Source organism: Flavobacterium flavipallidum, from assembly GCF_038289905.1.
Classification (GTDB): Bacteria; Bacteroidota; Bacteroidia; order Flavobacteriales; family Flavobacteriaceae; genus Flavobacterium; species Flavobacterium flavipallidum.
In genome coordinates this window covers 15,869-36,639 of record NZ_JBBYHU010000038.1, presented here as the reverse complement: position 1 = coordinate 36,639, position 20,771 = coordinate 15,869, and the positions used below count along the sequence as shown (strand labels likewise).

The window sequence follows — 20,771 nt, the reverse complement described above, 5'->3', positions numbered from 1 at the left end:
CTTCACTCAATTGAACGGCTTTAATTTTGAATTCTGGATCGTAAATTTTTCTTTCTTGTTTCATGTGTTAAAATTAAGATTTTAGTCTTAACTTAAACTGTACGCTAAATTAGTATATCCAAAGTATTTTTTTAGATTAGTTTTACATAGTATCTTTGACAAAAATTTTAAAAAATGGATATCAAACAAATTTTTGAAAACAACAAAAAGTGGATTGCTAAACAACTTCAAGCAGATGAAACTTATTTTGACAAACTAGGCGCAGGACAAGCACCTGAAATACTTTACATTGGATGTTCTGACAGCCGTGTAACTGCCGAAGAGGTAATGGGATTACAACCAGGCGAGGTTTTTGTACACAGAAATATTGCCAATATGGTTCCTAACACCGATTTGAATTCGATGTCTGTTATTAATTATGCAGTAGGAAGTTTAAAAGTAAACCATATTGTAGTTTGTGGTCACTATGGTTGTGGTGGGGTACTGGCTGCTATGCAACAATCTGATTTAGGAATTTTAAATCCTTGGTTAAGAAACATCAGAGACGTTTACCGAATTCACAGAGAAGAATTGGATGCGATTGCTGATGAAAATGAAAAATACAAAAGATTGGTTGAATTGAACGTTCAGGAGCAATGTATCAATGTGATTAAAACTGCCGAGGTTCAAAAAGCCAACAGCGAAAGAAACCTAAAAGTGTATGGCTGGGTTTTTGACATTCATAGCGGAAAATTAATTGACCTAAACATTAATTTTGACGAAATCTTAAAAGACATCACTAAAATTTACAAAATCGTTTAATCGAATTTCTAAATTTAAATCCAATAAAAATCCCGTTCCGATAGTAATCAGAACGGGATTTTGTTTTGTAAATAATAACTAAACTAAATCAAAACGGTCTAAATTCATCACTTTGGTCCAAGCTGCCACAAAATCGTTGACAAACTTTTCGCCAGAATCAGCGCAAGCATAAACCTCAGCAATAGCTCGCAACTCTGAATTGGAACCAAAAATAAGATCCACACGACTTCCTTTCCATTTAGCAATTCCCGTTTTACGGTTACTTCCTTCAAAAACATCCTCATAAGCCGAAGTTGCTTTCCAGCTATTGTCGAAATCCAATAAATTCACAAAGAAATCATTAGTCAACATTTCCGGACGATTCGTAAATACCCCAAGAGTAGATTGATCAAAATTAGTATTCAACACACGCATTCCTCCTACTAAAACTGTCAATTCAGGAACCGAAAGAGTCAATAATTGCGCTTTATCAACCAATAATTCCTCAGCCGAAATGGTATATTTTGCTTTCAAATAATTACGGAATCCATCGGCAATTGGCTCTAAAACCGCAAAAGATTCTACATCAGTTTGTTCTTGTGTCGCATCTCCTCTACCAGCTGCAAATGGCACAACTATTTTATGCCCTGCCTGAGCAGCTGCTTTTTCAATAGCTGTATTCCCTCCTAAAACAATCAAATCGGCCAGAGAAATCTGCTTTCCATCAGATTGTGCATTATTAAATTCTGCCTGAACAGTTTCTAATTTTGAAATCACCTTGGCTAATTGCACTGGATTATTTACTTCCCAGTCTTTTTGAGGCGCTAGTCTAATACGAGCACCATTAGCTCCTCCTCTTTTATCAGAACCTCTGAAAGTAGAAGCCGAAGCCCAGGCTGTTGCAACTAATTCAGAAACTGACAATCCAGTTTCTAAAATTTTTGCTTTAAGCAAAGCCACATCTTTATCATCAACTAATTTATGATTTACTTCCGGAATTGGGTCTTGCCAAATCAAAACTTCTTTAGGTACTTCTGGCCCTAAATAGCGAGCAATTGGTCCCATATCACGATGCGTCAATTTATACCATGCACGAGCAAAAGCATCAGCAAACTTATCCGGGTTTTCATAGAAATTTCTCGAAATCTTCTCATAAATTGGGTCAAATCGTAACGCTAAATCGGCTGTAAGCATTGTTGGAGCATGACTTTTTGATGGATTATGTGCATCCGGAACCGTTCCTGCTCCTGCCCCATTTTTAGGTTTCCATTGATGCGCTCCGGCGGGACTTTTAGTTAATTCCCATTCGAAACCAAACAAATTTTCAAAATAGTTATTACTCCATTTAGTCGGAGTCGTAGTCCATGCACCTTCTAATCCACTGGAAATAGTATCCTCACCATGTCCTTTGCCGAAAGTATTTTTCCATCCTAAACCCTGTTGGGCAATATCAGCACCTTCAGGTTCTGCTCCTACATATTGGGCAGGATCAGCTGCTCCGTGAGTTTTACCAAAGGTATGTCCTCCAGCTACCAAAGCGACAGTTTCTTCATCATTCATAGCCATACGTCCAAAAGTCTCCCTAATATCTCTTGCGGAGGCCACTGGATCAGGATTTCCATTTGGTCCTTCCGGATTCACATAAATCAATCCCATTTGTACCGCTGCTAATGGATTTTCTAATTCGCGATCTCCTTTATAACGCTTATCATCCAGCCATTTTCCTTCAACTCCCCAATAAATATCCTGTTCCGTTTCCCAGATATCTTCACGACCACCTGCAAAACCAAATGTCTTTAATCCCATGGATTCCAAAGCGCAATTTCCTGCCAATATCATTAAATCAGCCCATGAAATTTTCTTACCGTATTTCTTTTTTACAGGCCACAAAAGCAATCGCGCCTTATCTAAATTCACATTATCAGGCCAACTGTTCAATGGTGCAAAACGTTGTGAACCTGAACCTCCTCCTCCTCTACCGTCAGCTATACGATAAGTACCGGCACTGTGCCAAGCCATTCGAATAAAAAATGGTCCGTAATGTCCATAATCAGCTGGCCACCAATCCTGAGAAGAAGTCATTAAATCAAAAATATCTTTTTTGACAGCCGCTAAATCCAAACTCTTAAAAGCTTCGGCATAATTAAAACCTTCTCCCATAGGATTTGAAAAATTAGCATGCTGACGCAAAATATTCAATTTTAACTGATTTGGCCACCAGTCATTATTAGTCGTACCTGAACCCGCACTTTTTTGTTGCGCACCTCCTGAAAATGGGCATTTACCCCCACCATTTGAATTCTTCATGTTTTCCATAATACTATATTTTTTTTATTTATTTGTTTATTTTCATACGGCTAATTTAAAAAGATAAAACTATCAAAATAAAAATATTGATAGATAAAAACTATAGACCTATCATCCTTTTTTTGATTTAAAATGAGCTATTTAAATTAATAAAAAAAAACCAATGAATCATTAACTTCTCAAAATCTTATAGTTAAAAATCATTTTTTTATATTTTCATTGATCTAAATAGACTTAAAACATGATTTATTTAAATTACATGTAACACATAAGAGTTCATACTACTCTACATTATATCAACAAAAAAGACTTCTTTTTTATTATTCAAAAAAGCTAACTTTAGCTTTTTTTTTATAATTTGCATAGGATTCAAACAACATCAAAATGAAATCAATCACCCGAATCTTTGACTTTCCTTATCATCAACAAGATGAATTTATTTCTATTCCTGATGCTTTAGCCTCAAAGCAAAATGGTGTATGGATAAAAACTACTACACAGGAATATATTGCACAAGCCAATTGCATTTCAAGAGCATTTTTACGATTAGGTGTTCAAAAAGAAGATAAAATTGCAATCATTTCTTCTAATAACAGAACGGAATGGCATATTGTCGATATCGGAATTTTACAAACCGGAGCTCAAACTGTTCCCATCTATCCCACTATTTCAGAACTAGACTATGAATATATTTTGAATCATAGTGAAGCTAGTTATTGTATTGTATCTGACGAAGATGTTTTAAAAAAAATAAACGCTGTTAAAAACAAGTTACCACTTCTCAAAGAAGTGTATAGTTTTAACAATATAGTCAATTGTAAAAATTGGAAAGAATTATTAGTTCTGGGAGAAGATAATAGCAATCAGGAAGAAGTGGAAGCCCGAAAAAAAAGTATCAAAACAGAAGACTTAGCTACCATCATTTATACTTCAGGAACAACAGGAAACCCAAAAGGTGTAATGCTTTCTCATCAAAATATTGTTTCCAATGTATTAGGAAGCGCATCCAGAATTCCTTTTGAAGCTGGAAAAAGCCGTGCTTTAAGTTTTTTACCTATTTGCCATATTTTCGAAAGAATGGTTTTGTATCTGTACCAATTTTATGGTGTTTCCATCTATTTTGGTGAATCTATAGAGAAAATTGGAGAAAACATAAAAGAAGTACAACCTACAGTTATAACAGCTGTTCCGCGATTAATAGAAAAAGTATATGACAAAATATACGCTAAAGGAACCGAATTAACCGGAATTAAAAAGAAATTGTTCTTTTGGGCTATTAACTTAGGTATTTGCTACGAACCTTATGGCGCTAATGGATTTTGGTATGAATTTCAGTTAAAAATTGCACGTAAACTTATTTTCAGTAAATGGAAAGAAGGTTTGGGTGGAAAAATCGAAGTGATGGTATCCGGTAGTGCCGCCTTACAACCCCGTTTATCACGCATATTTGCTGCAGCACAAATTCCAGTCATGGAAGGTTACGGACTTACCGAAACATCTCCTGTAATTGCAGTTAATGACATGCGTAATTTTGGTTTCCGAATTGGAACCGTTGGAAAAGTAATCGATAATGTCCAAGTTAAAATTGCCGAAGACGGCGAAATCCTTTGTAAAGGTCCTAATGTAATGATGGGCTATTACAAAAATGAAACTTTAACAAAAGAAGTCATTACCGAAGGCTATTTTCACACTGGTGATATTGGAAATTTAGACAAAGACGGATTTTTGAAAATCACTGACCGTAAAAAAGAAATGTTCAAAACTTCTGGCGGAAAATACATTGCACCTCAGCTGATTGAAAACACCATGAAACAATCCCGTTTTATAGAACAAATCATGGTCATTGGCGAGGGACAAAAAATGCCAGCAGCTTTTATCCAACCCAATTTTGATTTTATAAAAGAATGGGCTAACAAAAACAAAACCGACATTGGGAAATCAAATCAGGAAATCGTAACTAACGAAAAAGTGATTACGCGAATCCAACAGGAAATTGACAGTATTAATAGTAAATTTGGACACTGGGAACAAATTAAAAAATTCGAACTCACTCCTACCGTTTGGTCCATTGATGGTGGCGAATTGACACCAACTCTTAAATTGAAACGAAAAAATATTTTGGAAAAATATCAGGAACTTTATAAAAAAATCTACGATATCTAAATTTTTATAAATCACAAACCCAAATAATCAAAAAGAGATTGTTACACAACACTTGTAACAATCTCTTTTTTTTCTAATTTATAATTATTTAACAGAAAAATAGCTGTTTTTTATTATGCATGCATACTATTTTTTCTTATATTTGAAAATAAGACAATGCTAATATCCTATTTTTTAATCAAAATAAAAAGATTATGACAAAAAATAGATTTACTTTTTAAAAGAAACCTAATATGTCTGCCACATGAAAGACAAAACAATAGATTACATCTTAAGAGCGACTTGGCAAGCTATCTCACGTATGTACAACGAAGAAGCAGCTAAATACGGTGCCACAATGGCAACTGGATTTGCCTTATTAAGTATTGACAAAGAAAAAGGTATCCCATCAACAGCATTAGGTCCTAAAATGGGAATGGAAGCAACCAGTTTGACACGTACATTAAAAACAATGGAAGAAAAGGGATTAATCATTAAAAAGAAAAATCCCGAGGATGGACGAGGAGTTTTAATTTACCTCACTGAATTTGGTAAAGAAAAAAGAGAATTATCTAAAAATACCGTGATTCAGTTTAATGATACCATCAAAAAACACGTTTCTGAAGAAAAATGGGAAAACTTTATTGAAGTTGCCGAAACCATAAATAAGTTAATTCAAGATAAAGAAATATTTAACTCATCTGAAAATGTAGCAAAAAATAACGCTATGAATTCGAAAAATAAATCATAAACATAGCACTTCCTATATTCAGATGAAAAACAAATAGTAACAAGGTATGAAACGCACAATTAAAAAAGTTGCCGTAATTGGTTCCGGAATTATGGGTTCGGGAATTGCTTGTCATTTTGCCAATATTGGTGTCGAGGTCTTGCTTTTGGATATCATTCCAAAGGAGCTTACTGAAACCGAAAGCAAAAAAGGACTCACTCTGGAATCTAAAGCCGTAAGAAACCGAATTGTAAATGAACATTTAGCTAATTCATTAAAATCAAAGCCATCCCCTATTTACAGCGCAAAATTCGCTAGTAGAATTACCACTGGAAATACCACTGATGATATAGCAAAAATTGCAGGTGTTGACTGGATTATTGAAGTGGTGGTTGAACGTCTTAATGTTAAAAAACTGGTTTTCGAACAAATTGACGAATTCAGAACTCCAGGAACTTTGGTTACTTCCAATACATCCGGAATTCCAATACATTTTATGAGCGAAGGCAGAAGCGAAGATTTTCAAAAACACTTTTGCGGAACACACTTTTTTAATCCGGCGCGTTACTTAAAGTTATTCGAAATTATTCCGGGACCAAAAACTTCGACTGATGTATTGGATTTTCTGAATAATTATGGTGAACAATTCTTAGGCAAAACTTCGGTGGTTGCTAAAGATACTCCAGCATTTATCGGGAACCGTATTGGTGTTTTCGGAATTCAGAGTTTGTTTCATTTGGTTGCAGCAATGGGATTAACCATTGAAGAAGTCGATAAATTAACAGGACCGGTAATTGGGCGACCAAAGTCAGCTACATTTCGAACCGTTGATGTTGTTGGTTTAGATACATTGGTACATGTTGCCAATGGTATTTATGAAAATTGTCCAAATGATGAAGCTCATGAATTATTTAAACTTCCGGATTTTATCAATAAAATGATAGAAAACAAATGGTTTGGAAGTAAAACAGGACAGGGATTTTATAAAAAAGTGGACAAAGACATTCTTTCTTTAGACTTAAACACTTTAGAATACCGTGCTGCTAAAAAAGCTTCTTTTGCCACTTTAGAATTGACAAAAACCATCGAAAAACCTATCGATCGCTTTAAAATTTTACTAAAAGGACAAGACAAAGCGGGTGAATTTTACCGAAAAAGCTTCGCCGCTTTATTTGCTTATGTATCGAATAGAATTCCTGAAATCTCAGATGAGTTATATAAAATTGATGATGCCATGAAAGCCGGTTTTGGATGGGAAAATGGTCCGTTCGAAATTTGGGATGCCATTGGTGTTGAAAAAGGTCTCGAAATAATTAAAGCTGAAGGACACAATCCTGCAGCCTGGGTTAATGAAATGTTAGCTTCGGGAAACAATAGCTTTTACACTGTAAAAGAAGGCGCAACATACTTTTACGATATTCCGAAAAAAGTACAGGAAAAAATTCCGGGACAAGATGCATTTATCATTCTGAATAACATTCGCGAAAGCAAAAAAGTTTGGAGTAACAGCGGTGCTATCATCGAAAATTTGGGAGACGGAATTTTAAATATCGAATTCAAATCGAAAATGAACACTATTGGTGGCGATGTTTTACAAGCCATTAACAAAGGAATTGATTTAGCGGAAAAAGAATATTCGGGATTGGTTATTGGGAATCAGGCAGCTAATTTTTCGGTTGGTGCCAATATCGGAATGATTTTTATGATGGCCGTCGAACAAGAATATGAAGAACTCAATATGGCGATTAAAATGTTTCAGGATACCATGATGCGTGTACGTTATTCTTCGATTCCAGTTGTTGTTGCTCCAAACGGAATGACTTTTGGCGGCGGATGCGAAATGAGCTTACATGCTGATAAAGTGGTCGCTGCAGCAGAAACCTATATGGGATTGGTGGAATTTGGTGTTGGTGTGATTCCTGGTGGTGGTGGTTCGAAAGAAATGACCTTACGTGCTTCTGATTTATTCCGTAAAAACGATGTAGAATTGAACACTTTACAGGAATATTTCTTAACGATTGCTATGGCTAAAGTTTCGACTTCTGGTTATGAAGCTTTTGACACAGGTTTATTGCAACACGGTAAAGACATTATTGTAGTAAACAAAGACCGCCAAATTGCAGAAGCTAAGAAACACGCTTTGTTAATGGCTGAAGCGGGATATACCCAACCTATCCGACGTAATGATATTAAAGTATTAGGGAAACAAGCTTTAGGAATGTTCTTAGTAGGAACCGATCAAATGGTCGCCGGAAGTTACATCTCTGAACACGATAAAAAAATAGCCAACAAACTGGCTTATGTCATGGCCGGAGGTGATTTATCCGAACCGACATTGGTATCAGAACAGTATTTACTTGATTTAGAAAGAGAAGCTTTCTTATCGCTTTGTACAGAAAGAAAAACACTGGAACGTATTCAATATATGTTGAAAGCGGGGAAACCGTTGAGAAATTAATTTTTAAGAATTAAGTATTAAGAATTAAGTATTAAGAATTAAGTATTAAGAATTAAGTATTAAGAATTAAGTATTAAGAATTAAGTATTAAGAATTAAGTATTAAGAATTAAGTATTAAGAATTAAGTATTAAGACTATGCATCAATTTGAAAAATTAAAAATTTGGCAAAAAGCAATAGACATTACTGTGGATGTTTATAAAGTCACTTCAGAATTACCTTCTGATGAAAAATTCAACTTAACACATCAAATTAAAAAATGTGCTGTTTCTATTCCTTCCAATATTGCTGAAGGTTCTGGAAGAAATTCAAACAATGAATTTGCTCATTTCTTAGGAATTGCAAATGGTTCAACTTACGAATTAATTACTCAATTGATAATTTCAAAACGTCTGAATTTATTAGACGAAGAAAAAGTTTCTCCTATAATAAATGAATTAGTCGAAGTCAGCAATATGAATTTTGCACTTCAAAAATCTCTAAAAAAACAATAATGATATCGATTGGCAGTCTTAATACTTAATACTACAATCTTAATACACATTTTATGAAAACAGCCTATATAGTAAAAGCATACCGAACAGCCGTGGGAAAAGCTCCTAAAGGACTGTTCCGGTTTAAAAGACCGGATGAATTGGCAGCAGAAACCATCCAACACATGATGAATGAATTGCCTGATTTTGACAAAAAACGTATTGATGATGTTATGGTAGGAAATGCCATGCCAGAAGCAGAACAAGGCTTGAATTTTGGTCGTTTAATTTCTTTAATGGGATTAGAAATCAATGATGTTCCGGGTGTAACGGTCAATCGTTATTGCGCCTCGGGGCTGGAAACTATCGGAATGGCAACTGCCCGAATCCAATCGGGAATGGCAGATTGTATTATTGCCGGTGGTGCCGAAAGCATGAGTTTTATTCCAATGGGAGGTTACAAACCCACTCCTGATTATGCTCTTGCCAAAGCAGGACATGAAGATTATTACTGGGGAATGGGACTAACCGCCGAAGCCGTTGCCAAACAATTCAATGTTTCCAGAGAAGATCAGGATTTATTTTCCTATAATTCACACCAAAAAGCATTAAAAGCACAAGCTGAAGGCAAATTTGACTCACAAATTGTCCCTATTACTGTTGAACAAACTTTTATTAATTCAAAAGGTAAAAAGGAAACCACATCTTACACTGTCAATAAAGACGAAGGCCCGAGAGCGGATACTTCTCTCGAAGCTTTGGCAAAACTAAGACCTGTTTTTGCTGCCGACGGAAGCGTTACTGCCGGAACCTCATCGCAAATGAGTGATGGTGCAGCCTTTGTTTTAATCATGAGCGAAGAATTGGTAAAAGAATTGAACTTAAGACCAATAGCCCGATTAGTCAATTATGCTTCGGCTGGTGTGGAACCAAGAATCATGGGAATTGGACCTGTAAAAGCAATTCCAAAAGCATTGAAACAAGCGGGATTACAATTGAAAGACATTGATTTAATTGAATTAAACGAAGCCTTCGCCTCTCAATCTTTAGCTGTAATCAGGGAATTAGGACTGAATCCGGATATTGTAAATGTAAACGGAGGTGCTATTGCTTTAGGACATCCATTAGGCTGCACAGGAGCCAAATTATCTGTTCAGCTATTCGACGAAATGAAACGCCGCGGCAATAAATACGGAATTGTAACAATGTGTGTGGGAACAGGACAAGGAGCTGCGGGGGTTTTTGAACTTTTGTAAATATTCATTCTTCTTTTGTTACTACTACGAAAGAAGAATCCAAAAAATAAAAACTATCATGAGATTCCTCCTTCGTCGGAATGACAAGTTGGCTACCTCAATTAAGAAACTAAAAAAATCAGCAAAATGGACAACAAAACAAGAGGGGGACAATTCCTCGTAAAAGAGACAAAATGCGAAGATATTTTTATTCCTGAAGATTTCTCTGAAGAACAAAAAATGATGCGCGATATGGTCAAAGAATTCGTTGATAAAGAACTTTGGCCTAACAAAGACCGTTTTGAAAAAAGAGACTTTGGATTCACCGTTGAATGTATGCACAAAGCAGCCGAACTGGGACTTTTAAGTATTTCTGTTCCTGAAGCCTATGGCGGAATGGGAATGGGATTTGTTGATACTGTTTTAGTTTGCGATTATATTTCGGGAGCTACCGGTTCGTTTTCGAGTGCTTTTGGTGCGCACACCGGAATTGGAACTTTACCAATCACGTTGTATGGTACCGAAGAGCAAAAACAGAAATATGTACCTAAACTGGCTTCCGGCGAATGGTTTGGTGCTTACTGTTTAACCGAGCCCGGCGCAGGAAGTGATGCTAATTCCGGAAAGACAAAAGCAGTTTTGTCCGAAGACGGAACGCATTACAAAATCACCGGACAAAAAATGTGGATTACCAATGCTGGATTTTGCTCCCTATTTATTGTTTTTGCTCGAATTGAAGATGATAAAAACATAACCGGTTTTATTGTAGAAAACAATCCTGAGAACGGTATTTCTACGAACGAAGAAGAACACAAATTAGGAATTCGTGCTTCGTCAACCCGTCAGGTATTCTTTAATGAAACGAAAGTTCCTGTAGAAAACATGCTTTCCGAGAGAGGAAACGGTTTTAAAATAGCCATGAACGCTTTGAATGTGGGACGTATCAAACTGGCTGCGGCTTGTTTGGATTCACAACGAAGAATCATTTCGGGTGCTGCCAAATATTCGAATGAAAGAATCCAGTTTAATGTTCCTATTTCTAAATTTGGCGCTATCCGATACAAATTAGCCGAAATGGCTACTAGCTGTTATGCCGGAGAAAGTGCCGTTTACAGAGCGGCCAAAAGTATAGAAGAACGAATTGCTATTCGCGAAAACGCAGGTGAACCTCATCAGGATGCTGAATTAAAAGGTGTAGAGGAATTTGCCATCGAATGTGCTATTTTAAAAGTTGCAGTTTCTGAGGATATTCAGAATTGTTCTGACGAAGGAATTCAAATTTTTGGAGGAATGGGATTTTCCGAAGATACTCCGATGGAAAGTGCCTGGCGTGATGCAAGAATTACCCGAATCTATGAAGGAACTAACGAAATCAACCGTATGCTTTCGGTAGGAATGCTGATTAAAAAAGCCATGAAAGGTCATGTGGATTTATTAGGTCCGGCATCTAAAGTACAGGAAGATTTAATGAGTATTCCATCTTTCGATACCCCGGATTATTCGGAATTATTTTCTGAAGAAAAAGAAATGATCAGCAAATTGAAAAAAGCCTTCCTGATGGTTGCTGGTGGAGCTGTTCAAAAATACGGTCCGGATTTAGATGAACACCAACAATTATTGATTGCTTCTGCCGATATTTTAATCGAAATTTATATGGCCGAATCTACTGTATTGAGAACTGAAAAGTTGGCTAAAAAAGTAGGCGAAGCCAATATCAAAGAACAAATTGCGATGGCAAAATTATATTTGTACAAAGCGGTTGATATTATTACCCAAAAAGGAAAAGAAAGTATCATCTCTTTTGCCGAAGGCGATGAACAACGCATGATGCTTATGGGATTAAGACGTTACACTAAATATACAAACATGCCTAATATTGTTGAAATCAGAAGAACGATTAGTGCTAAGATTATAGCCGAAAACAAATATTGTTTTTAAATATTTTCTTCTAAAACAATCATAAAAAATGTCCCATCTCGATAGCTATCTGGACGGGACGTTTTTTCTTTTAATCACTGCTTTTTTTCTTCTTTTATGGCCAAGATAGCCCCAAAATAATTAATCGGACTTCTATTATTACTAATAACAGATAAAGTCGCACCTCCGTCAAACCCTACTGAAAGACCTAAGTTGAAAGAATCCTGTTGTCCCTTAACTACAACATCAAGCTGATACCCCTTTCTGTTTTTCTTTACGGTAAATTTTTCGGGTTTTCCTTCAAATTTTAGACCTGTATCACTTCCGGCATAAGCTAAACCGCTAAAACCTCTCCCAAAATACGGCATATCACTTTTTATAAAATCAGGTTTGAATTTTATAAAATTGGGATTCGTAGTTAAATCAACAAAATTAAATATTTGAGAATTCAAATTTTGAGCAACAAATTCAAATTCTCGAGCATCAATTAATTTTTCAATTTCTTTTTGCTTTTGAATTTTTTCTTCTGCTCTAATTTGTCTTCTCGTTTTTTCTTGCGAAAATCCTGTTAGAATTGTAAAACAAAACAGTACTAAATAAACAATTTTACTTTTTTTCATAATTATTAATTATTTAACATCACAACTAAAACCTGATAAACAACAATTTAAAATTAAGTATAATTCTTAATTTGAATTTAATTTAAAAGGAGCGTTAGCTCAATTTCTTCCTTTGAAATCACAAAAATTGTTCCTATTTTAGATAAAAACATTACAATCATGAAAATACTAGGTATAGGCTCGCGAATAGAACACCCTAAATACGGAAAAGGGGTAATTACGAATGTTTCATCAACTGACTATTGGGTAACATTTATAGAAAAAGGATTAGAAACCATTCCTCTTGACGATACTTTTCAAATCATTGAAGCCGCCGAAAATGAAGTGGATACGGTAAGCTTCTCTGAAGTAGAAACAACTTTACGTAATCTTCTAAAAAAATGGTCGGATATTTCAGAAATTGTTCCAATAGGCGATAAATGGAAAGGAGGAAAATTAATTCTGGAACCAGGTCAGCCCGGCTTAGCTTCAAAAGAAATTCCAATTGATACTTTTTTTCATAAAATAGTAATGGTTAGAGATCGTTTGCGCGTAATGGAACAAAAAGTCAATTCAAGTAATCTGGAAGAAATTGAAAAGATTGAATTACAGCAATACATCACAAGAATTTACGGAAGTTTGACTTCGTTCAATATTTTATTCAAATCGCCAACTAACCATTTTGTAGGAGAAAAATCTAAATAGAATGTTATTTAACTTTGATGTTCGTTACTTTTTATAGTATTTTTATAATTTAAAATCCTATTTCACTAAATCATGAAAAAATTCATTCTTTTTACATTAGGTTTATCAACCATTTTTGTTGGATGTAAACCTCAAAACAAATCAGCTGATACTAAAAAACTAAATATCGCATTTGAAGCTAAAAGTAACAGCAGTGTCTCAGGGACAGCTACTTTTATTGAGAAAAATGGAAAAGTAACTTTTGAAGCAAAATTATCCGGATTAAAACCGGGAATTCATGCTATCCACATTCACGAAAAATCAGATTGTTCAGCAGCAGATGGAAGTTCGGCAGGAGGACATTGGAATCCAACTTTTAAAAAACATGGAAAATGGGGTGTTGGAGAATATCACAAAGGCGATATTGGTAATTTCACAGCCGATGCTAATGGAAATGGCACAATAAAACTAACAACTGATGAATGGTGCATAGGTTGTGGTGACCAAACTAAAGACATCTTAGGAAAAGGTTTAATTGTACATGATGGCACCGATGATTTCACTTCTCAACCGGCAGGAAACGCTGGCGCAAGAGTAGCTTGCTCAGGAATTATAAAATAATCTCATACGATTCTTTCAAAACCGTCTTATTTAACATATTTAAGACGGTTTTTTTATTTTTATATAACATCAAAACTATAAAAAAACATAGCTTTGTATCCTCAAAAAGTAATTATGATTAACCCTTCTGCTCCCGGTTGGATTGATAAATTTTTCATCAAACAGGATTTCAAGAAAGAACATCTTTTCTTGGAAACTGATACTTTTTATAAAAAAACAAGAGCGACCGGATTTATTTACGGTCACATTATTTCCTTTGAAAGTCCAGTAGCAATTGAGACCAAAGGCTGGGTTCAAAATGAAATTCCTAAAGTTGCCCTATTAAATACGCTCTATAATATTTTCGGATTAACAACTCAGGAAGTAGATACCAATGTATTTATAAAAAAATGTCTCGACTTTTATGACGACATGCACCCACAGGGATTTGATTTATTTAAGAAAATTTTACCGAACGGAGCTCCTGCATTAAACCTTGAGAAAATTATTGATACCCGAGTTCAGACTAATGTGGATATTATCAATAAAAACTTTTCTCACATTGTAACGAATGCCTTGCTTTTTATTGATATTTTAGCTTTTAGACAATATCTTATTAATGGCCGAATTCCGGAGAAATACTTAAAAAAACTAGAGGAAGCTGTAATTAGTGTAGTTACATTAGCATTAAAAATTAAAACCAATAAATCTAATTATGACGATTTATTAATCAAACTTTTTGAAGCTTCTGTACGTTATAGTAAATTTTCAAAAATTAATATTAAAAATATTGATGAACTTAAATTAGATTATTTTAGTTCTGATTTAGAAACATACTATCTACTCGATATGGCCGGAATGGCTATGTGGAGTGATGGAGAAATTGAAAATGAAGAAATTTATTTTCTACATAAATTAGCCGAAAACCTTAAAATCCCTACCGATTTTGTATTAGAAAGCATCAAAAATACCGATGCGTTTATTACTAAATATCAAAAAGAAATTCCATATTTTAATTATTCAAATCCCGTAAAACATTTTTACGATCAAACTACGCAAAGTGTTTTTACACTTATGACCAGAAACAAGAATCGATTGATAAAAGAAATTGTTCAAAGTAAAGAATTAATGATTTTATTAGCCCATTCAACTAGAAGGGATTTGGACGAAAAAGAAAAAAAGAAAGTAAAAAAACAGCTTTTAGACATTTGTAAAACGATACCTTCTTTGACTATCTTTTTACTTCCTGGTGGAAGTTTGCTGCTTCCTATTTTGATTAAATTTATACCTACGCTACTACCTTCAGCTTTTAATGAAAATATGGATAATGAATAAAAAAATCGCCTTTTGGGCGATTTTTATTTTAAAAATTCAATTGATACACTTCATCTAATTCTATATTAGAACTCAAATTAACATTCAAATCTGTAACAAAACCAGAATTTAATCCATAAACCCAACCGTGCAAGGTTAACTCTTGCCCCAGCTTCCAGGCCGTTTGAACAATCGATGTTTTAGCCAAATCAAAAACCTGCTCTTTTACATTGATTTCAACGAAAGTATTAAAACGGATTGTTTCATCATAAATAGAATCTAAATAAGCATTATGCAATCGATAAACATCTTTAATATGCCTTATCCAATTGTCAATAATTCCAATGGATTGATTTCCCATAGCAGCTTTAACTCCTCCACATCCATAATGTCCACATACAATTACGTGCTTTACTTTTAACACATTAACAGCATAATCTAATACACTCAACATATTCATATCCGAATGCACTACCATATTGGCAATATTCCTGTGAACGAATACCTCGCCCGGTTTGGCTCCGATAATTTCATTGGCAGGAACACGACTATCTGAACAACCTATCCATAACAATGGAGGGGTTTGACCTTTGGCTAAATCAGCAAAATAATTAGGATCTTTTTCTAATGCTTTTTCAACCCATTCCTTATTATTTTCTAATATTTTTTTATAAAAATCATCCATTTACGCTTGTATTAAATTATTTAACAGAATCAAAAAAAACTAAAAAACCTCTTTTTTCACCATAGCCCTTTTAGCTACATCATAATAATGTTCAATAGAAACATGATTAGGAACTTCATCTGAATTTTGCAACTGATACGCTTCTTTAAAACCTTTTAATTTTACTTTAATATTTTCTTCAACAGCTCTAATTGTTTTAAATTCTTTTATTAAATCTAAAATATCATGAGCAATATAAACTGTATCATGAGCTGAAATAATCACTTTTGAATTTTCAGGAATAGCTTTCAAAGTATTCTTAATTGCAGCCTTATTCAAGAAAGAAACTTCTTGTGCTAAATCGATATGAATAATATCACCATCAACATATTCTTCTTTTTTGAAAGTATAAGCTCTTTTTAAATTTCCTTTAAGAACAAAAATAATACTGATAATTATGCCAAGGGTAACTCCCTTCAGCAAATCAGTTGCTACTACAGCAACCATAGTTGCTATAAAAGGAATAAATTGATATTTACCTTTTTCAAAAAAGTGCTTTATGGTAGAAGGTTTAGCTAGTTTATATCCCACTAATATTAAAACCGTTGCTAAAGTCGCTAAAGGAATCTTATTTAATAAAGCCGGAATAATTAACACACTCAATAAAAGTAAAATACCATGAATTATAGTTGACATTTTAGACTTAGCTCCTGCATTATTATTTGCAGAAGTACGAACTACAACTGAAGTCATTGGTAAACCACCTATTAATGAACTAACAATATTTCCAATACCTTGCGCTTTTAATTCCACATTAGTATTAGTATATCTCTTCTGCGCATCTAGTCTATCGGCAGCTTCAACGCATAATAAAGTTTCAATAGAAGCCACAATGGCAATAGTTAAACCAACTGTCCAAACTTTTGAATTAGATAAACCTGAAAAATTAGGAGTTACTATAATTGCTTTAAATTCATCAAGAGTTGTTGGTACTGGTAAGGAAACTAAATGTGTACTAGCAATAGCTAATGAACTTTCTGTACTAATAAATATCTCATTAATTATAATTCCGGCAATTACAGCAATTAAGGCACCTGGAACTAACTTAATTTTTTTCAAAAATTCCACTTTTTCCCATGAAATCAAAATTACTAAAGAAACCAAAGTAACAATGATTGCCCCTAATTGAAAATGATTCAAAACTTTAAACAAAGCAAAAAAGGTATTATCACCATCAATTTGAATAAAAGCCTCATCTCCTTCAAAATCAGCATCGTATCCAAAAGCATGCGGAAGTTGTTTTAATATTATTATTATTCCAATTCCAGCAAGCATTCCTTCGATTACATTAGTTGGAAAATAATTAGATATACTCCCAGCTTTAATAAACCCCAATAGCAATTGAAAAACTCCCGCTAAAAAAACCGCCGTCAAGAAAACATCAAAAGCTCCCAAATCAGTAATTGCTGTTAAAACAATTGCTGTTAATCCAGCTGCAGGTCCGGAAACACTAATATGAGACTGACTCAAATAGCCTACTACAATACCTCCTACAATACCTGCTATAATACCCGAGAACAAAGGAGCTCCAGAAGCCATTGCAATTCCTAAACATAATGGCAATGCCACTAAAAAAACCACCAAACCAGATGCAAAATCAGATTTTAGGTTAGCGAAAAGATTAATTTTTTTAGACATAATACTACAATAAATTACATTTACTCTTTGATATCATTGAAAATAATATCAAAAAAATTAAAATCGTGAAATAGACTGTATTATGTAAAGTTGGGAGGTGGAGAAAATATTACTCTAAAAACATAATCGAGTTTCGACAAATATTCCAAAAAAACTAAATTTTTCAAATTTGTTTTTTTTAATTCAAAAGTTACAGGAAAAGTCAAAAAATAAAGTTCGGCTTTCACTTCTTTTTTAACCTGCTCTTCTTCTGAAATACTGAAAGATATAGATGTATTAGTAGACTTCTCTATCAACGTTTTAATCATTGGCGTTGATAAAAAGGCAATAAAGAGAAATAAAAAAAGACGTGCTGTTAATTTCATAATTCAAAAATAAACCTAAATAACACACAAATTAGAAAAATATAATATTTTTTTGAAAATAATAAATACTAATCAAAAAACAACACCCTCAATCAATAATATTCCTAATAAATTAACACCTGAAAGAAAAACATAGACTATAATTTTTATTTGTAATCAAACACTAATCTTTAAATCATACAGAATGATACTAGAAATACAGAATAATTAAAAAGAATATTCATCATAGATTAAACTGATTGTTTTTATATTTGCATCAAAATCCTCTATTTATGACTATTACCCAACTTAAATATGTCTTAGCAGTAGCCGAATATAAAAATTTTACATTGGCTGCCGAAAAATGTTTTGTTACTCAACCCACACTGAGTATGCAAATCCAAAAGATTGAAGAAGAACTTAACATTCAAATATTTGACAGAACAAAAAAACCAATCCAATTAACTGACATTGGTCAAAAAATTGTTTCTCAGGCTAAAAACATTGTAAACGAAGCCGACAGAATTCAAGATATTGTTGAGCAACAAAAAGGATATATAGGCGGCGAATTCAGACTAGGCATCATACCTACTATCATGCCTACATTATTACCTATGTTTTTAAATAATTTCATCAAAAAACATCCAAAGGTAAAACTGATCATCGAAGAGTTAAATACCGAAGAAATAATTACCAAACTCAACAATGGACATTTGGACGCTGCAATTGCTGCGACTCCTTTAATGGAGGAAAAAATAAAAGAAATTGTTTTGTATTTTGAACCTTTCGTGGCCTACATTCCAGAAAGTCATCATAGTTTCCAAAAGAAAGAAATTACAATCGACGACTTAAATATTGATGAAATTCTATTATTACAAGACGGACACTGTTTTAGAGACGGAATTATTAATCTTTGCAAAAATAACTCCCGAACAGACAACAATAATTTCCAAATTGAAAGCGGAAGTTTTGAAACCTTAATAAAACTGGCAGATGAAGGATTAGGAACAACACTTCTTCCTTATTTACATACTTTAGACCTAAAAGAATCTGACAAATTAAAATTACGTCATTTCTCTGAACCTAAACCAGCAAGAGAAGTTAGTTTGATTTTCCCAAAAAGCGAATTAAAAATTCAAATTATAGAAGCCTTAAGAAGTACTATTGCCGGTGTTGTAAAAGGAGCAATTGTATTTCAAAACGTTCAAATTATTAGTCCATTACAAAAAAAATAGAGTCAGGAAAATCCTGACTCTAGCTCTAATTTAATTTTTTTCAATTACCACAAGGCACTTTTTTAATTCTGGCTTTTCTTTGGTAAAATACATCAACCAGTTTCTAAGGTGATCCAATTCGTGTGGTAACAAATTTCTAACTGCTTTTTTTAACTCTTTGCCAAATAAATCAGGGGCAAAGCTTACTCTTTCAAGTATTGACTTCGTATAATCATAAATCATTCTAGGCATATTGATTGGGGTATTAAGTTATTAAAATAAACTATTGTAAATTACTAAAAACGTCCACTTACATACAAGCAATCAAAAGTTAAAAAACACCTAAATAAGATTAAAAACCTAGCTGTTATTTTAAAAATATTTAACTATTTTTTTAAAACAAAAGGTTTTTTCTCCAAACTCCCAACACAAATGAAAGCATAAAAAAAAAGGAATCTTTCGATTCCTTTTTAAATATTTACTATCACTAAAGATGGTTTCAATTCTGGTTTCTCAATAATATATGACTCTAACCATTCTTTCAACTGCTTTAATTCATGTGGCAAAAGTGTTTTTATTGCTTTTTCTAATTCTTTACTAAAAAGTACTAAATCAAAACTTACTCTTTCTAATATTGATTTTGTATAATCAAACATAACTTTCGACATAATAGATCAACAATTTTTAGATTAGACATTAATTTAATGTTAAGTAAAAATAAGATTTTTACTAATAGCATTACAAAATATTAACGCTACAATTTCATTTTTATTATTTTAAAACAAAATAGCTTTAAATTTTAACAAATTACTATTTTAATGCCCTAAACATTTCTCTTTTACCAGGTGGTCCTTCCAGTTTTTGAACATCAAAACCTACCTCAAGCATACTTCTTTTAACAACACCTCTTGCAGCATAAGTGACCAATACCCCTTTTGTTTTCAAAGCGTTATACATTTTTTGAAAAATTACTGTACTCCACAATTCAGGCTGTACTCTGTACCCAAAGGCATCAAAATATATCAAGTCAAATTGTGCAATATCATCAATCTCCTGAAAAAATTGCTGTCTTTTAGTTAGCGAAAAATCGTCACTCAGTTTTACTTTTTCATTCCATTTCGATTCGTGCATTTTCTTGAAAACCGCAAATTGATTTTGAGCATTCAACTCTTCAACATAATTCATTGATAAAATTTCTTCGGCAGCAACGGGATATGCCTCTACACCTACATAATCAATTTTTTGTTTCAAACCTGGTGCTTCTAAAAAACTAATAAATGCATTTAAACCAGTGCCGAATCCAATTTCTAAAATAGAAATCGTTTTATCTTCAAAAAACGATAATCCATTTTTAATAAAAACATGTTTCGCCTCTTGAATCGCACCGTGTTTAGAATGATAACTCTCATTCCACTCCTCTAAATGAATTGTAGTAGAGCCATCTTGTGTTTGAATTACTTCTCTTTTCAATTTTTCATCATTTATTAAAATCCCAGTAACCAAAATTACTTAAAAAAACAGCAACCAGAGCTTCAAAAAAAATGAATTATTACATATTTCATATAAATGTTAATCTTTTTCCATTTTATTTTAAATAAGTGCGAAAATCAAA

General features: G+C 33.5%; 19 protein-coding genes. 11 read left to right on the top strand and 8 right to left on the bottom strand.

From position 1 onward, the window contains the following. Positions 1-174 precede the first annotated feature (174 nt). Complete coding sequence (locus AAEO59_RS14610) at positions 175-801, top strand: carbonic anhydrase (RefSeq protein ID WP_341701490.1); 627 nt, start codon at positions 175-177, stop codon at positions 799-801. 78 nt (positions 802-879) lie between these two features. Here AAEO59_RS14610 and katG read toward each other — a convergent pair whose 3' ends face one another. Then, entirely contained in the window at positions 880-3,096 is a 2,217-nt protein-coding gene (katG, locus tag AAEO59_RS14605; protein ID WP_341701489.1) for a catalase/peroxidase HPI, read from the bottom strand. 375 nt (positions 3,097-3,471) lie between these two features. Between katG and AAEO59_RS14600 the strand changes: the two genes are divergently transcribed. From AAEO59_RS14600 to AAEO59_RS14575, 6 genes are all read left to right on the top strand, one after another. Then, positions 3,472-5,250: an AMP-dependent synthetase/ligase gene (locus AAEO59_RS14600; RefSeq protein ID WP_341701488.1), complete on the top strand. Its 1,779-nt coding sequence runs from the start codon at positions 3,472-3,474 to the stop codon at positions 5,248-5,250. A 244-nt stretch (positions 5,251-5,494) separates the two neighbouring features. Further along, a complete protein-coding gene (locus AAEO59_RS14595; protein ID WP_341701487.1) occupies positions 5,495-5,980 on the top strand; it encodes a MarR family winged helix-turn-helix transcriptional regulator in 486 nt (161 codons plus the stop codon). A gap of 46 nt (positions 5,981-6,026) precedes the next feature. Further along, positions 6,027-8,417 carry a 3-hydroxyacyl-CoA dehydrogenase/enoyl-CoA hydratase family protein gene (locus AAEO59_RS14590; protein WP_341701486.1) on the top strand — a complete coding sequence of 797 codons (2,391 nt, stop codon included), beginning with the start codon at positions 6,027-6,029 and terminating at the stop codon, positions 8,415-8,417. A 137-nt stretch (positions 8,418-8,554) separates the two neighbouring features. Then, on the top strand, positions 8,555-8,911 hold the full coding sequence (locus tag AAEO59_RS14585; protein WP_341701485.1) for a four helix bundle protein: 357 nt from the start codon (positions 8,555-8,557) through the stop codon (positions 8,909-8,911). Between the two features lie 53 nt (positions 8,912-8,964). Next, entirely contained in the window at positions 8,965-10,146 is a 1,182-nt protein-coding gene (locus AAEO59_RS14580) for an acetyl-CoA C-acyltransferase (protein WP_341701484.1), read from the top strand. A 126-nt stretch (positions 10,147-10,272) separates the two neighbouring features. Continuing rightward, positions 10,273-12,063, top strand: coding sequence for an acyl-CoA dehydrogenase family protein (locus tag AAEO59_RS14575; protein WP_341701483.1), 1,791 nt, complete (start codon positions 10,273-10,275; stop codon positions 12,061-12,063). A gap of 74 nt (positions 12,064-12,137) precedes the next feature. On the opposite strand, the gene AAEO59_RS14570 is transcribed toward AAEO59_RS14575, so the two are convergent. Next, on the bottom strand, positions 12,138-12,662 hold the full coding sequence (locus AAEO59_RS14570; RefSeq protein ID WP_341701482.1) for a DUF4251 domain-containing protein: 525 nt from the start codon (positions 12,660-12,662) through the stop codon (positions 12,138-12,140). A 159-nt stretch (positions 12,663-12,821) separates the two neighbouring features. Between AAEO59_RS14570 and AAEO59_RS14565 the strand changes: the two genes are divergently transcribed. From AAEO59_RS14565 to AAEO59_RS14555, 3 genes are all read left to right on the top strand, one after another. Then, on the top strand, positions 12,822-13,346 hold the full coding sequence (locus AAEO59_RS14565; protein WP_341701481.1) for a hypothetical protein: 525 nt from the start codon (positions 12,822-12,824) through the stop codon (positions 13,344-13,346). A 72-nt stretch (positions 13,347-13,418) separates the two neighbouring features. After that, positions 13,419-13,946 carry a superoxide dismutase family protein gene (locus AAEO59_RS14560; RefSeq protein WP_341701480.1) on the top strand — a complete coding sequence of 176 codons (528 nt, stop codon included), beginning with the start codon at positions 13,419-13,421 and terminating at the stop codon, positions 13,944-13,946. Positions 13,947-14,060: 114 nt separating this feature from the next. Next, positions 14,061-15,260 (top strand): LETM1-related biofilm-associated protein, encoded by a 1,200-nt coding sequence (locus AAEO59_RS14555; RefSeq protein WP_341701479.1) that lies wholly within the window; start codon positions 14,061-14,063, stop codon positions 15,258-15,260. Positions 15,261-15,288: 28 nt separating this feature from the next. Here the strand turns inward: AAEO59_RS14555 and can are convergent, their stop codons facing one another. From can to AAEO59_RS14540, 3 genes are all read right to left on the bottom strand, one after another. Continuing rightward, on the bottom strand, positions 15,289-15,924 hold the full coding sequence (gene can / locus AAEO59_RS14550) for a carbonate dehydratase (RefSeq protein ID WP_341701478.1): 636 nt from the start codon (positions 15,922-15,924) through the stop codon (positions 15,289-15,291). Positions 15,925-15,963: 39 nt separating this feature from the next. Continuing rightward, entirely contained in the window at positions 15,964-17,601 is a 1,638-nt protein-coding gene (locus AAEO59_RS14545) for a SulP family inorganic anion transporter (protein WP_341701477.1), read from the bottom strand. A gap of 80 nt (positions 17,602-17,681) precedes the next feature. Beyond that, a complete protein-coding gene (locus AAEO59_RS14540) occupies positions 17,682-17,966 on the bottom strand; it encodes a hypothetical protein (RefSeq protein WP_341701476.1) in 285 nt (94 codons plus the stop codon). Positions 17,967-18,238: 272 nt separating this feature from the next. On the opposite strand from AAEO59_RS14540, the gene AAEO59_RS14535 reads away from it, so the two are divergent. Further along, on the top strand, positions 18,239-19,180 hold the full coding sequence (locus AAEO59_RS14535; RefSeq protein WP_341701475.1) for a hydrogen peroxide-inducible genes activator: 942 nt from the start codon (positions 18,239-18,241) through the stop codon (positions 19,178-19,180). 30 nt (positions 19,181-19,210) lie between these two features. On the opposite strand, the gene AAEO59_RS14530 is transcribed toward AAEO59_RS14535, so the two are convergent. The 3 genes from AAEO59_RS14530 to mnmD all read right to left on the bottom strand — a co-directional run bounded on the left by AAEO59_RS14530 (position 19,211) and on the right by mnmD (position 20,629). Then, on the bottom strand, positions 19,211-19,411 hold the full coding sequence (locus AAEO59_RS14530) for a hypothetical protein (protein WP_341701474.1): 201 nt from the start codon (positions 19,409-19,411) through the stop codon (positions 19,211-19,213). A gap of 218 nt (positions 19,412-19,629) precedes the next feature. Further along, positions 19,630-19,827, bottom strand: coding sequence for a hypothetical protein (locus tag AAEO59_RS14525; RefSeq protein ID WP_341701473.1), 198 nt, complete (start codon positions 19,825-19,827; stop codon positions 19,630-19,632). A 142-nt stretch (positions 19,828-19,969) separates the two neighbouring features. Then, a complete protein-coding gene (mnmD, locus tag AAEO59_RS14520) occupies positions 19,970-20,629 on the bottom strand; it encodes a tRNA (5-methylaminomethyl-2-thiouridine)(34)-methyltransferase MnmD (protein WP_341701472.1) in 660 nt (219 codons plus the stop codon). Between the last annotated feature and the right edge of the window lie 142 nt (positions 20,630-20,771).